This window comes from Luteibacter sp. SVR4-7G, assembly GCF_056755555.1.
The window spans coordinates 67999-83172 of record NZ_JBPGXO010000004.1; the positions used below are offsets into that span (position 1 = coordinate 67999).

Here is a 15174-nt window from a genome sequence, read left to right on the forward strand (position 1 = left end):
TCAGGACTCCAGGCAGGCAAGGGTACGGCCTGCCGGAAGCAGTCCGCGTGAAACGGAAGCGATGTCGGCGGCATGGCCATGAAGCCATGCCGCGGAAGGAGACGGGGGACGGTCCACGGCAACGTCCACCGTGCCGAGGTTCACGAACAGGGTGAGCGTCGCGCCGCCGAGCGACCAGGAAGCGTAGAAGGCGCGCGCGCCCAGCGCTTCGGCACCGAGGCTTCGCGCTTCCTCGATATGCGGGGCCACGTGCTTGCGGCGCAGCGCGATGAGTTCGCGCACGAGGTCGCGGCGCCTTTCGCCGGCCGCTTCGTCGCGCTCGGGAATCGAGGCCGTGAAGGTGTCGTATTCATTGGGGTCCGGTATTTCCTCGCCGCCGAACCCGGCGAAAGCCTCGAACTCCTTGCGCCGGCCATCGCGCACGGCGGCGCGAAGTTCCTCGTCGGGGAAATCGGTGAAGAACAGGAAAGGCGTGCGGCTGGCCCATTCCTCTCCCATGAACAGCATCGGGACGAACGGAGCCAGCAAGAGCAGCGCCAGCGCCGCCTCCATCGTCTCCGCATCGACCAGGCTGCTCAGGCGGTCGCCGAACGCGCGATTGCCGACCTGGTCGTGGTTCTGCAGGAAGTTGACGAACCGCGCCGGCGGCAGGCTGCCGCTCGGCTCGCCGCGGCGGCGATCGCCCATCATCTCGCCCTGGAAAGCGAAGCCTTCGCGCAGGCTGCGCAGGAGTTTCTCCATCGGCGGGCGATAGTGCGCGTAATACCCTTCGTGCTCGGCGGTGAGCAGCACGTGCAAGGCGTTGTGGAAATCGTCGTTCCATTGCGCGTCGAAGCGCTCGCGCCCAAGGAGGTGCGCCTGGTTGGCTTCGTTCTCGAGGATGAGGTGCACGTGACGGCCGGCACCGGTGGAGGCCCGGACGCGGCTGGCGAGGGAAGCCAGCCAGCCCGGGTTGCCGATGGCGTGGACGGCGTCGAAGCGCAGCCCGTCGAAGCGGAATTCCTCGAGCCAGTAGAGCGCGTTGTGCACGAAGTAATCGCCCACCTGCGGCGTCGCCACGCCGATCGCCGCGCCCCACGGCGTATGCGCGGACTCGTCGAAGAATGGCGAGGCGTACGCGCCGAGGTAATTTCCATCCGGACCGAAATGGTTGTAGACCACGTCGAGGAAAATCATCATGCCCAGGCCGTGCGCCGTATCCACGAGCGACTTCAGGTCGTCCGGCGAGCCGTACGCCGCTGCCGGCGCGAAGGGCAGGACACCGTCGTATCCCCAGTTCCGCTCGCCCGGGAACTCCGCGATCGGCATGAGTTCCACCGCGGTGATGCCGAGCGAGGCGAGGTGCGGAAGGACCATCTCGACGCCGTGGAAGCCGCCGAGCACACCCGCGTGGAGTTCGTAGATCACGGCCTCGTGCCAGGGACGTCCCTTCCAGTCGTCGTGCCGCCAGCGATACGCGAAGGGATCGGTGACCATGCTGTAACCGTGCACGTCGCCGCCGATCTGCCGGCGCGACGCCGGGTCGGGTACCACCAGGTGGTCGTCCAGGCGGAAGCGGTAGCCCGTGCCGACGTCGACGGGACACACGCATTCGAACCAGCCGTCGTCCAGCGCGCGCATCGGGGCCACGTGACCGTCGTCGCATTCGATCGACACCGCCTCGCGGTCGGGAGCCCAGAGCCTGAAGCGCGTGCGGCCGTCGCCCAGCGGTTTGAATCCGTAGGGCATCGCATGGACATGACCCTGGCTCATGCCGGCTCCGTCCGCATCGTCGCGGCAAGCAGCACCACGCTGCGCCCTTCCACTTCGATCGTCGGCTCGCTCCAGGCGACCTCGGGTGCCGTCGGCGCCGCGGTATTGCAGCGCAGGCGCCAGTTGGCCGCCGGTTGCGGAAGGTGGAACACGTGCGTCTCGGGAGTCGCGTTGATCATCACCAGGGTCACGTCCGCGCGCTTCTCGCCCTGGACCTCGGCACGGCGAAGGGACAAGAGGCGGCCTTCCGTGTAAGCCCAGGTCTCCTGGGTCATTTCGGTGCCGCTCTCGTCGAACCAGGCCACCTCGCGCACGCCCGGCGCCACCTCGGTATCGCCGCGAAGGAAATGCGCGGCGCGCAGCGTGGGATGCTGTTCGCGCAGGCGGGCCAGGCGGGCGACGAAGTCGGTGAGCTCCTTGCCGCGATCGGACGTGGCCAGCTTCCAGTCATACCAGGAAATCTCGTTGTCCTGGCAATAGGCGTTGTTGTTGCCCTGCTGGGTGCGGCCGAACTCGTCCCCGCCGAGCAGCATCGGCGTGCCATGGGAGAAAAACAGCGTGGCGAGCATGGCGCGCTTCACGCGGTCGCGCGTCGTACGAATGCCTTCGTCCTCGGTCGGACCCTCGACGCCGTAGTTATAGCTTTCGTTGTCGTTGCCGCCGTCGCGGTTCTCTTCGCCGTTCGCCTCGTTGTGCTTGTCGTTGTAGCTGACAAGGTCTTCCAGGGTGAAGCCGTCGTGCGCGGTGATGAAGTTCACCGAAGCCCATGGCCGGCGGCGATGGCGGTCGAACAGGTCGCCGGAGGCCTGGAGGCGGCCCGCGAGCGCGCCGCGCATTCCCGCCTCGCCCTTCCAGAACTTGCGCACGTCGTCGCGGAACTTGCCGTTCCACTCGCCGAACCCCGGGGGATGGTTACCCAGCTGGTAGCCCCCGGGACCGATGTCCCATGGTTCGGAAATGAGCTTCACGTTGGCGAGCACGGGGTCCTGCCGCATGGCGTCGAACAGGCCGCAGTTGGGATCGAACCCACTGTCTTCACGCCCCAGGCTCACCCCGAGGTCGAAGCGGAACCCGTCCACGTGGAAGGTCTGCACCCAGTAGCGCAGCGAATCCATCACGAGCTGCAGCACGCGCGGATGCGAGGTGTTGACCGTGTTGCCGGTGCCCGTGTCGTTGATGCAATAGCGCGGATTGTCCGGCATCAGCCGGTAATAGCTCTTGTTGTCGAGTCCGCGGAAAGACATGGTGGTGCCGAGTTCGCTTCCCTCGCAGGTATGGTTGTACACCACGTCCAGGATGACCTCGATGCCCGCCGCGTGCAGCGCCTGCACGGCGGCGCGGATCTCGTTGAGCGCGCCCTCGGCGAGGTACGCCGGTTCTGGCGCGAAGAACGCCAGGGTGTTGTAACCCCAGTAGTTGCGCAGCTTCATCTCCGTAAGCCGGCGGTCCTGCACGAAGGCGTGCACCGGAAGCAGTTCCACCGCGGTCACGCCGAGTTTCACCAGGTGGTCGATGACGTAGGGATCGGCCAGCGCGATGAAGGTGCCGCGCTCGTGCTGGCGGATCCTCTTCAGCATGCGCGTGAAGCCCCTCACGTGCGTTTCGTAGATCACCGTCTCGCTCCACGGCGTGTGCGGCCGGTTGCCGTGGGTCCAGTGCATGGGCTCGTCGACGACCACGGCCTTCGGCATGGCCGCGGCACTGTCGCGGCGATCGAACGAGAGGTCCGCCCGCGGGGAAGCGACGCGGTATCCATGCAGGACATCGGACCAGCGCACCTGCCCATGGAGCAGGCGTGCGTAGGGGTCGAGCAGCAGCTTGTTGGGGTTGAAGCGATGCCCCTCTTCCGGCACGTACGGGCCGTACGCGCGGAATCCGTACAAGGTGCCGCCACGAACTCGCGGCAGATAGCCGTGCCAGACTTCGTCGGTGCATTCAGGCAGGTCGTAACGCGCGATCTCACGCTTGCCGGAGGGATCGAAAAGACACAGCTCCATGCGCTGCGCATGGGCGGAGAACACGGCGAAATTCGTGCCCATGCCGTCGCAGGTGGCGCCCAGGGGATAGGGCGAGCCGGGTTGCATGCGTTCGGGTAATGCGGGCATTCGAGTTCCTCGTCAGTCTGCGACGAATATGACGGTGGAGAGCGGCGGCAGGCTGAGCACCAGCGAACGGTCGAAGCCATGCGCGGGAACGTCCTGCGCATGCCGTTCGCCCTCGTTGCCGACACCGGAGCCGCCATATTCGGACGCGTCCGAATTGATGGCCTCGCGCCAGCGGCCTCCCTCGGGTACGCCGATCCGGAAACCGTGGTGCACCGCCGGGGTCATGTTGCTCACGACCAGCGCCGGCCGCGCGCCCTCGGCGAAGCGCAGCCAGGCGAACACGCTGTGCCCGGCATCGTCGCCGATGACCCAGCGGAAACCGCGGGGATCGGCGTCCCACGCATGCAGCGCCGGGGTGGCGGAGTAGATGCGGTTGAGGTCGCGGACCAGCTTCTGCACGCCCAGGTGCAGGGGATGATCGAGCAGGTCCCATGCGATCTGCGCATCGTGGTTCCATTCGTGCGGCTGGGCGATCTCGCCGCCGGTGAACAGCAGCTTCTTGCCGGGATGGCCCCACATGAAACCGTAGTAGGCGCGCAGGTTGGCGAAACGCTGCCACTCGTCGCCGGGCATGCGGCAGAGCAGCGAGCGCTTGCCATGCACCACCTCGTCGTGGGACAGCGGCAGCACGAACTTCTCCGAATAGGCATAGACCATGCTGAAGGTCATCTCGCCGTGGTGCCAGCGGCGGTGGATGGGATCGCGCGACATGTACTCCAGCGAGTCGTGCATCCAGCCCATGTTCCACTTGAAGGTGAAGCCCAGACCGCCCTGCTCCACCGGCTGGGTCACGCCAGGCCATGCCGTGGATTCCTCGGCGATGGTCATGCAGTCCGGATGGCGCTGGGCAACGAGCTGGTTCACGCGGCGCAGGAAGGCGATGGATTCGAGGTTCTCCCGGCCACCGTAGATGTTGGGCACCCACTCGCCCTGCTTGCGCGAATAGTCGCGGTAAAGCATGGAGGCCACGGCATCCACGCGCAGGCCGTCGACGTGGAAGCGCTCGAGCCAGGCGAGCGCGCTGGCGATCAGGAAGGCCGACACCTCGTTCCGCCCGAGGTTGTAGATCAGCGTGTTCCAGTCCTGGTGGAAGCCCTCGCGCGGGTCCGCGTGCTCGTAGAGCGGCGTGCCGTCGAAGTGCGCCAGTCCGTGCAGGTCGGTCGGGAAGTGGGCCGGCACCCAGTCCACGATCACGCCAATGCCTGCTTCGTGGCAGCGGTCGACGAAGCGGGCGAAGGCATCCGGCGTGCCGAAGCGCGACGTCGGCGCGAACTGGCCCAGTGGCTGGTAGCCCCAGGACCCGCCGAAGGGATGTTCCGAGATCGGCAGGAGTTCGATGTGGGTGAAGCCCATGCCGGCGACGTAGGGAATCAGGCGCTCGCCGAGTTCGTCCCAGTGCAGGTCGCGGCCGTCCTTGCCGCGCAGCCAGGAGCCGGCGTGGAGTTCGTAGATCGACAGCGGTGCGCCCGCGTGGTGCAGTGCGCCGCGGCGGCGCAGCCAGTCGTCGTCGGTCCAGTGGAAAGCCGCGGGGTCCGCGACGATCGATGCCGTCGCCGGCGGGAGTTCGGAGGCGAGCGCGACCGGATCCGCACGCTGCGTGAGCGAACCGTCGGCGCCCCAGATTTCGTACTTGTAGCGGGCGCCCGGCAGCAGGCCGGGCACGAACAGCTCCCATACGCCGGCAGGCACGCGCTTGCGCATGGGGTGACGGCGCCCGTCCCAGCTGTCGAAGTCGCCGACGACGCTCACCCGCTTCGCGTTGGGTGCCCATACCGCGAAGCGCACGCCGTGGACACCGTCCACCACCACCGGGTGAGCGCCAAGGCAGCGGAACAACTCGATGTGCGTGCCCTCGGAGAGCAGGCGCAGGTCTTCGTCGCCGAGCAGCGTGCCGAAGGCATAGGCATCGTGGACATCCTGGTCCGCGGCGGGCCAATGCACGCGCAGGCGATAACCGCCCTCGGTGTCGAGGAAACCTGCGAAGAGACCACCGGCATGCACGCGCTGCAGCTCGGCGAGCGGCCGGCCCTGTGCGTCGATCAGTTCCACGCCGCGCGCGCCGGGTTGCAAGGTCCGCACGACGCGGCGGCCGTCGACACGATGCGGCCCCAGCCATGCGAACGGATCGCCATGCCGGCCGTCGACCAGCGCCTCGACGGCTGCGGGGTCGGTGAGCCCGTAAATGCGTGGATCGGTCACGAGTCCTCCTCCCGTTCTTCCTTATCGCCACGCGCGACATGCAACAGCCCGCGTAGTGGCACGTCGAGCCAGCCCGGGCGGTTGGCGGCTTCGTAGACGATTTCGTAGGCGGCTTTCTCGATGACGAAAAGTTCCAGCAAGGGCGCGAGGGCGTCGGCTTCGATCCAGCGGACGGGCGCCCGCTCGAGCACCGCGCGGTACGCCGCAAGGAAGACCCGCGACGAACGCGCGCGGAAACGGGCGAGGTAAGCACCGAAGCCTTCGTCCTCCACCGGCGCCAGGCCATCCTCGCCACGCCGGGCCATGGCTGCCGCATAGTCGAGAGAGCGCAGGAAGCCCGCGACGTCGCGCAGCGGCGAGGTCTTGCCACGGCGCTCCTCGAGCGGCCGCGCAGGCTCGCCTTCGAAGTCGATGATGTACGCGTCGTCCTGCACCACGAGCACCTGGCCGAGGTGGAAATCGCCGTGCGTGCGCGTGGTCAGCGCGGCCAGCCCCGCTCCGGCAAGTTTGCCGATGCGATCCTCCAGGACCCCGGCGAGCCCGCGGAGGGCTTTCACGTCGGTCGCCAGCGACTCGGACATGTCCGCCGTGGAGTCCACCGATGCCAGCGCCCGGCCCAGCTGTGCCCGGATGCTTTCACGCCAGCGCTCCACCGTGGCCGCATCGGCCGGCTCCGGCGAGAACGCCGGCAACTCGGTCGGGCGGGCCAGCAACGCGTGCAGTTCGCCGAGGCGGGTACCGACGGCGGCGGCGAACGCGTCGTAGCCGCCTTCCAGTTCAGCCTTCCGCTCGTCGTCCGAGTGACTGAACTCGTCGTAGCTGCGGCGCAGGAAGTCCAGGGTCCAGGCCCAGGCATCGCCCTGGTTGCGCAGGAACCCCTGGAGCACGGCCAGGGTCGTCCGCTCGCCGTGCTCGCCCACGCGTACGACCTCGCCGAGCAGCGGCGCGGTGTTCGCGTAGCCGTTCTCGGTGAGGAACCGGCCCATCTCCACTTCGGGATTCACGCCGGCCGAGATGCGCCGGAACAGCTTCACCACGCCGGCATCGTGCAGGATCATCGAGCTGTTCGACTGCTCGGCAGTGAGCCAGCGGTTCTCGATGTCGTGGTTGAACTCGACCCCGGCGAACGCGGCGGTGGTTTCGAAACACACGGTACCGCCGTTCATCGGCAGCTCGGCGTTCTGGCGCAAGCCGATGAGCAACCCGCTGGCGAAGGCTTCGAGCGCGAAGCCATCCGTGAGCAAGCCGATGCGGCGGCCGCGGCGGACGCGGGCGAGGGCCAGCTGCTGCGCCCTCGCCGTGGGACTCTCGTCTTCCCAGACGATGCCCGCCGGAAGGGTGTAGCGCTCCTTCCCGCCGTCGGACAAGGTCGCCTCCACCTCGGTGAGGATCAGGTCGTCGCCGCGGTCCGGCCAGGGGACCGCGTAGAGGATCCTCACCGACTCGATGCCGCGGTCCTTCGCCGCGAACCAGCGGCGCACCGCCAGGTAACCCGGCAGCACCTGCTTTTCGATCACGCCGCGGTGGTGCGCCATCACCGGCCCTTCGACCAGCGCGCCACGCAGCACCAGGGTTTCATAGTCGGGCATCGGCTCGGCCGGCACCTCGTGCCACGCAGGCATCTGTGCGTTCGGGCAGATCTGGAAGGCGTAGAAGCCGTAAGGCGGCACGGTGAGCAGGTACGGCAGCTGGCCGATCGGCGGGAACGAGGAGCCGCCCATGATCTCGATCGGCACCTGACCGTCGAAGGCGCCCAGGTCGAGCTCCACGGCCTGCAAGGCGCGCGACATGTTCGCCACGCAGAGCACGCGCTCGCCCTCGTATTCGCGCAGGTAGGCCAGGACCTTGCGGTTGCCCGGATAAAGGAATTTCAGCGTGCCGCGGCCGAAGGCCTTGTAGCGCTTGCGCACGGCGAGCATGCGCCGGGTCCAGTTGAGCAGCGAATGCGGATCGCGCGACTGCGCTTCCACGTTGATCGCCTGGTAGCCGTACAGCGGATCCATGATCGGCGGCAGCACCAGGCTGGCCGGATCGGCGCGGGAGAAACCACCGTTGCGGTCCACCGACCATTGCATCGGCGTGCGCACGCCGTCGCGATCGCCGAGGTGAATGTTGTCGCCCATGCCGATCTCGTCGCCGTAATAAAGCACGGGCGTGCCGGGCATCGAGAGCAACAGCGCGTTCATCAGTTCGATGCGGCGACGGTCGCGCTCGAGCAAAGGGGCAAGGCGGCGGCGGATGCCCAGGTTGATGCGCGCGCGGCGATCCGCGGCGTAGGTCTGCCACAGGTAATCGCGCTCGCTGTCGGTCACCATCTCGAGAGTCAGCTCGTCGTGGTTGCGCAGGAAGATCGCCCACTGGCAGTTTTCCGGAATCGCCGGCGTCTGCCGCATGATGTCGGTGATCGGGAAACGGTCCTCGCGTGCGATCGCCATGTACATGCGCGGCATCAGCGGGAAGTGGAAAGCCATGTGGCATTCGTCGCCGTTGCCGAAATAATCCTGGGTGTCCTCCGGCCACTGGTTGGCTTCGGCCAGGAGCATGCGATCGGGATAGTGCTGGTCGATCTCCGCGCGCATCAGCTTCAGGATGGCGTGCGTCTCGGGCAGGTTCTCGTTGTTGGTGCCCTCGCGCTCGATCAGGTACGGCACGGCGTCCAGGCGCAGGCCATCGACCCCCATGTCGAGCCAGAAGCGCATGACGTCGAGCACGGCCTTCAGCACCGCGGGATTATCGAAATTGAGGTCCGGCTGGTGCGAGAAGAAGCGATGCCAGAAGTACTGGCCCGCCACCGGGTCCCAGGTCCAGTTCGACTTCTCGGTATCCAGGAAGATGATGCGCGTGCCGTCGTAAGCCTGGTCGGTATCCGACCAGACGTAGAAGTTGCGCGCCGCCGAGCCCTTCTTCGCATGGCGCGCGCGCTGGAACCAGGGATGCTGGTCCGAGGTATGGTTGATGACCAGCTCGGTGATGACGCGCAGGCCGCGCGCATGTGCTTCGGCGATGAAGCGCCTGGCATCGCTCAGCTTGCCGTAATCCGGATGCACGGCCTTGTATTCGGCGATGTCGTAACCGTCGTCGCGGCGCGGGCTGGGATAGAACGGCAGCAGCCAGAGCGTGTTCACGCCCAGCTCGGCGATGTAGTCGAGCTTGTCGATGAGCCCCTGGAAATCGCCGACGCCGTCGTCGTTGGAGTCGAAGTACGACTTCAGGTGCACCTGATAGATGATCGCGTCCTTGTACCAGAGCGGGTCGCTCGAGAAATCCGGAGCAGCCGTCTTCTTTTTTCCTTTACTGCGGGTTGCCATGAATCAGACTCCGGGAAGCCGCACTTGCCACACCGCATACGGCTGGCCGAGGCCCAGCCATACGTGCTGCGTCGTGCCGCGCCAGTTGAGGGTTCGGTCGTGGAGGAGGTCCTGGACATCGAGCACCGCGTCGGCGGGAAGCCCCCAGTCGCCGAGCGGCAGGACGAGGTCGGCTGCCTGCGCGTTATGCGGGTCCATGCTGATCGCGACCAGTACGAGGTCGTCGCCTGCGCGCTTTTCGAAGAACAGCACCTGGTCGTTGTTCGCTGGAAGGAAATGCAGTCCGAGGTGTGTCTGCAGGGCCGGGTGGGCGCGGCGGATATGGTTCAGCTGGGTGATCTCGGCGACGATGTTGCCGGGCGCGTCGAAGTCGCGGACGCGGATCTCGTACTTCTCCGAGTCGAGGTATTCCTCCTTCCCAGGCACCGGTGCGGACTCGCAGATCTCGAAGCCCGAATACATCCCCCACAGGCCGGAAAGCGTCGTGGCCAGCGCGGCGCGGATGAGGAAGCCGGGCCGGCCCGAGGTCTGCAGGAAGTAAGGATTGATATCCGGTGTATTGACGAAGAAGTTCGGGCGGAAGAAGTCCTTCGGAGGCGTCGTGGTCAGTTCGGTGAGGTAGTCGATGAACTCCTGCTTCGAATTGCGCCAGGTGAAATAGGTGTACGACTGGCTGAAGCCGACCTTCGCCAGGCGGTACATCGGCTTCGGCCGGGTGAATGCCTCGGACAGGAACAGCGCGTCCGGATACCTGGCGCGCACCCGCGCGATCATCCACTCCCAGAACGGGAACGGCTTGGTATGCGGGTTGTCGACGCGGAACGTGCGCACGCCCTCGGCCGCCCAGTACAGCACCACGTCGCACAGCGCCTGCCAGAGCGACGGCACCGCGCCATCGGCGTAGAAGTCGACGTTGACGATGTCCTGGTATTTCTTGGGGGGATTTTCGGCGTATCGGATGCTGCCGTCAGGCCGCCAGTCGAACCACTCCGGATGCTCCTTCAGCCACGGGTGGTCCGGGGAGCATTGGATGGCGAAGTCCAGGGCCAACTCCAGGCCGTGCGCATGGGCGGCGTCGCGCAGTGCGCGGAAGTCCTCCAGCGTGCCCAACTGGGGATGGATCGCGGTATGCCCGCCTTCCGGGGAACCGATGGCATAAGGACTGCCGGGATCGTCCGGTCCCGGGGTAAGCGTGTTGTTCGGCCCCTTGCGGAAAGCCTTGCCGATCGGATGGATCGGCGGGAAGTACAGCACGTCGAAGCCCATGTCGCGGATCGCCGGCAGGCGCGCGATGGTGCTGCGGAAGGTGCCGTGCCTTTCCTTCGCGTCGGTCATCGACCGCGGGAACAGTTCGTACCAGCTAGCGAACATGGCCTCGCGGCGGTCCACCTCGACGAGGTAGGCGTCGCTGGTGCTCGACTGTTCGCGCGGATCGGTCGCCGTCATCAGCTCGAGGGTGCTGTCGGCGAGCAACAGTTCCAGCCGCTCCTCGCCTTCGCTCTTCGTCACGGCCGAGGACAGGTTGCGCAGCGCCCTGGCCTTCGGCCCGGAAGCCGCGGCGGCGCGTTTCTCGACAAGCAGCCTACCCTCCTCCAGTTCGAGAGCGATCGGCACCTTTGCGGCATGCTTCAGTTCGAGCTCGTGCCGGTAGGTGGCGAAAGGATCGCGCCAGGCTTCGATCTGGAACTCGTGGCGGCCGATGCGCGTCGGGGTGAAACTCGCCGTGTGGATGTCGTTGTTCACCAACAGCATCGGCGTTTCGCGCCAGGCCTTTTCGTCGAGCGCACGGTAACGCAGCCGCGCAGCCAGCACGTCATGGCCGTCCATGAAGATGTCGGCCGTCACCGTGATCGCCTGGCCCACGGTCCGCTTTGCGGGGAAGCGCCCGCCGTCCACCGTCGGCTGCACCGCCTCGATCGTCACCCGGGGGCCGCGCGTCGCGGCCTGAAGGAATTCCTTCTGCGCGCTCGCCCCCAGCTTGCGCTTGACCGGCACGGACGGCGTGCCGTGCAGGGTCAGCACCTCGCCGGGCGCGAGCCTGATGCCCTCGCCCTGATCGAACACCTTGCGCCCGTCTGGCGTGGTCCATGGCGAGAACCGCGCGGCCGCACCCATCAGCGCATCGGCGGCCGGCACGGCCACGTCGCGGTCCAGCGATGCGTTGACCAGGGTGAGCGTTGCGCCTTCCGCCGTCCGTGGATCCGCGCCGTCGACCGTGAGGAACGAGGCCACGCCACGGCGGACCGCGATCAGCGGCCGCGCGGCAACGCGACCGCCCACGTTGGCATTGGCTGCCTTCACTGCCGCGCAAAAATCCAGCACACCGCCCTCTGCGAGGGCGGCGGGCGTGAGGGCGCTGCCGCGCCTCGGATCGAGCGCGTCGTGCACGGCATACTCGAAGCCCATCGGCATCATCCAGCCGGCCGGCGAGGTCGCGCAGAACGCGATGGCACGGCGGTACGCATGGTCGAGCTGGTTTTCCTCGCCCAGTTCATCGCCCAGTCGCGTGGCGAAAGGTTCTTCGGTGCAGGCCAGCGCCGGCGCCACCGCGGAAAGGCGTTCCGCTTCCTGTGCGAACCACGGCGCGCGGAAATCCCACCAGTTCGCCGACGAGACCACCGCGTCGAAGCCGGCGCCGCTCAAGCCGCGGAGCTCGTCCGGAGTAAGCCCAGGGGTCCAGGCGAGGAAGGCAACGCGCGGGGCATCGGCGCGCACGGCATCCATGAGCGATTTCCAGACGTCGGCGCGCAGGCGCTGAGGATGCACGAGGCGGAATCCGGAGACGCCGGCTGCAATCCACTGGCGGAGGCGCCCGGCCCACCACGCCACGGCCTCTTCGACCACGTCCGGGTCGTTCAGGCGCCAGCGCACGCTATCGCTTTCGCTGGGCGTCCAGCGAGGATCCGGCGTGCCGTGCTGCGCGGCTACCGCGCGGAACCACTGCGGATGCTCCTGGCGCACCGGCGCATCCGAGGACAGCTCGTCCAGCGGGAGGTCGAGCCACAGTTCGAGATCGTGCGCCCGGCAGGCCTTTGCGATCTGCGCCAGCCGCGTCGTCGCGTCGCCGTCCCCCAGCACGGGATTCACGCGATCGAAATCCCGCGTGACGAAAACGTCGCTGCACGGTGAGGTTTCGAACGGAGGCGCGATGAGCAGTTGGCGGAAACCCAGTTCCGCCGCATGTTCGATCCACGCATTCCAGGCGGTCAGCGGCCCCGCAAGCAGGGGGTGCAGGTAATAGACACGGAAGGGCGCACTCTGGCTGGCCTGCATGTGACTCGCGTTCCTGGGGAATGGACACAAGCATGCCGGGCCGTATGTGTGCATCGTGCCAATGACCCGGGCACGCGAAGGCTGCGACAGTGACGCATCGGGGCGTTGCGGGAGTGTGAATGTGGCATGGCACGGCGCGCCATTCTTGTATGAGCTCCCTCTACCATCGCCGCTGCGCAGGCAGAGCCAAGCGTCTTAATCGGTTGAACCGCTTGCGCGGCCCATGTCCTTCGCCGCATGGAGCGTTGCCCCGGCTCGGCTATCGCCATCGCGTTTTGCTTCGGCGTGGCGGCGGGTCGCCGGCGCCCGCCATTTTTGTCGCTAAGTCCTCGTCCGGCCTACGCCTCCCTGCGGAATCGCTCCAAAAACGGCAGCCACCGGCTCCTCCCAACACCGCGGTCGCACGCGCAAAAGCCAAAGCAACGGCTCGTGCGTTGGGGGCTGCACGCTCACCGCACCGTGCGGATAGAACGCAGCCCTGTAGGAGCGCGCCTCGCGCGCGACATCTTTTCGCGACCACCTCCACCCACTGAGCGTTTTTCGCAACCCTGCAGCAAGAGTCGCCAGGCTCCCGCCTTCGCAGGAGCGACGGGTAGCTGAGGGAACAGCTCTGCGTAGCTCCTTGTGGCCACGAACACGCTCGGTACGAACTGGACGGAAACCCTGTGGGGGTCCTATGTCCTCCTGCAAGCATCCGGGATCTTTGCGGAAGATCCCATGTTCTCCTGCAAGCAGCCGGCTCTGTGTGGGAGATCCTATGTTCTCCTGCAAGCCGCCGGCTCTGTAGGACCGCTTCAGCGGCGATCCCGCGGCAGCGGCCAAGCTCGCGGCAAAGCAACGGCTCTTGACCCAACCACCACGCACGAGCGCTAACACAAAGGCAAAGCCGCGCCCGCCACTCAGATGGAGCGCATCGCCTCCGCGATCGCTCTTTCGTTATTGCCCGAACGTTCCTCGAGCAGGCGCGCCGAACCCTCGCGGTCTGCGGCCGGGCGGTTCTGGCCGAGCTTCCACTTGCCTTCGATGCGTGCGAGTGGCATGCGGATGCCTACGATGCCTCGCAGCATCGGCGCCACGTAGTCGGCGGGTGCGTCGCTCAGCTTCCACGGCTGCGCCTGGCCGGTGTCGTGTTCGGACTGGTCGGTCAGGCGGGACAGCAGGTCCAGGAGACGCGCGGGGTCGGTGAAGGTCTCCGGCGTGCCGTAAGCGTGCACGGCGATGTAGTTCCAGGTCGGCACCTCGCGGTGGTGCGTGGCCTTGCCGGGATAGCCGTTCGGCGAGATGTACGCATGCGGGCCGGTGAAGATCGCCAGGACCTCGCCCGGATGGCGCGCGAGGTGATCATTGCCGCGGGCGACGTGCGCATAGAGCGTGCCCATCGGACCTTCGTCGCGCGCAAGCACGAACGGCAGGTGCGTGGCCTCGATGCCGCCCTCGCCCGCCGTGACCAGCGTGCCGAAGGGATGCGAGCGGATCGCGTCGTGCAATACCGGCAGACGCGCTTCGACGAAGTCCCTCGGCGTGTACATGGCTTACTGCCCGAACTTGATTTCTTCGCCCTCGTGGCCGCGGTCCCAGCCGCGGAGTTCGTCGCGGATATGCGCGATGCGCTGGCGCCCGAGCGCATTGCGCTCCTCGTCCAGCACGAGGCCGTCGAGCAGTTCGGCAAGACGCTGTGCGGTAGGCAGCATCGCATCCCACGCGTCGAGGGCCGGTACCGGGCCTGGCAGGGCCATGAAGAACGACAGGCCCGGCGTCTGCAAGGTGGCAACGCGCGCCATGTCGAAATTGCCCGGCTTCACGAGGTTGGCCACGCTGAAGATCGGCCCCTGCTCCGGGTGGCCGTCCACCAGGCGGTGGTAGATGCCCATGTCGCCGAACTCGAGGCCGGCCTTCTCGGCCGCGACGACGAGGTCGGATCCGTTGAACTTGCTGCCTTCGCGGGCCACGACGTAGAGGCTCACGATGCGTTCGACCGGCGCGTTCGACGGACGGCGACCGAGGTCGGAACGCGGCGGAGGCGTCTTTACTGCCGGCGCGGGCGCCGGTGAGGACGCAGAGGCCGGAACGGGCATGGCGGCCACGGGTTCGTCGACCTCGAACGGCAGGTCGAGGCGCGGGTCGACGCGGGCCGGCCGCGGTACGGGCTCTTCGGGCATCACCGGTGCCGCGGACGCGGTGCGCTCGCCGGCCAGCGAAGCACCGAGGCGCTCCAGTTCCGCCCTCAGGTCCACGTCCAGCTCGCCCTGGGCGGGCCTGGGGCTGAACAGCGGGTCGTCGGCATCGTCGTCATGGCGCGCGTGGAACGACTCCACCGCGTCGTCCCCGCCCTCCACCTCATCGCCGAACACCGGCTCGCGCCGCTCGCGGGGGCGTTCCGGCTGCTCCTGCACGGGCTTGCGGCGCCCCTGCTCTTTGCGCGGCTGGCCGAACAGCCAGAGCAGCACGAGCACGACGATGCCGACGAAGAGCATCGGGATGCCTACGGCGGGATTCCAGGCGAGGCCGATGGCGGGGTTCATGGATGCGATTCCTCA

The 15174-nt window shown here is 67.2% G+C and carries 7 protein-coding genes; all 7 read right to left on the reverse strand.

All coding sequences use genetic code 11. The features are described 5' to 3' along the window. The 7 genes from treZ to zipA all read right to left on the reverse strand — a co-directional run bounded on the left by treZ (position 1) and on the right by zipA (position 15159). Positions 1-1752, reverse strand: a complete 1752-nt coding sequence (treZ, locus tag ACR9ZH_RS02695; RefSeq protein ID WP_481289222.1) for a malto-oligosyltrehalose trehalohydrolase — start codon at positions 1750-1752, stop codon at positions 1-3. Next, positions 1749-3857 (reverse strand): glycogen debranching protein GlgX, encoded by a 2109-nt coding sequence (gene glgX, locus ACR9ZH_RS02700; protein WP_481289223.1) that lies wholly within the window; start codon positions 3855-3857, stop codon positions 1749-1751. Before glgX ends, treZ begins: the two co-directional genes overlap by 4 nt. Before the next feature lie 12 nt (positions 3858-3869). Then, positions 3870-6056, reverse strand: a complete 2187-nt coding sequence (glgB, locus tag ACR9ZH_RS02705) for a 1,4-alpha-glucan branching protein GlgB (protein ID WP_481289224.1) — start codon at positions 6054-6056, stop codon at positions 3870-3872. Then, on the reverse strand, positions 6053-9364 hold the full coding sequence (gene treS / locus ACR9ZH_RS02710; protein ID WP_481289225.1) for a maltose alpha-D-glucosyltransferase: 3312 nt from the start codon (positions 9362-9364) through the stop codon (positions 6053-6055). Before treS ends, glgB begins: the two co-directional genes overlap by 4 nt. Positions 9365-9367: 3 nt before the next feature. After that, entirely contained in the window at positions 9368-12637 is a 3270-nt protein-coding gene (locus tag ACR9ZH_RS02715) for a maltotransferase domain-containing protein (protein WP_481289226.1), read from the reverse strand. A gap of 899 nt (positions 12638-13536) precedes the next feature. After that, entirely contained in the window at positions 13537-14166 is a 630-nt protein-coding gene (locus tag ACR9ZH_RS02720) for an FMN-binding negative transcriptional regulator (protein WP_481289227.1), read from the reverse strand. A 3-nt stretch (positions 14167-14169) separates the two neighbouring features. Next, positions 14170-15159 carry a cell division protein ZipA gene (gene zipA / locus ACR9ZH_RS02725; RefSeq protein ID WP_481289228.1) on the reverse strand — a complete coding sequence of 330 codons (990 nt, stop codon included), beginning with the start codon at positions 15157-15159 and terminating at the stop codon, positions 14170-14172. Positions 15160-15174 lie beyond the last annotated feature (15 nt).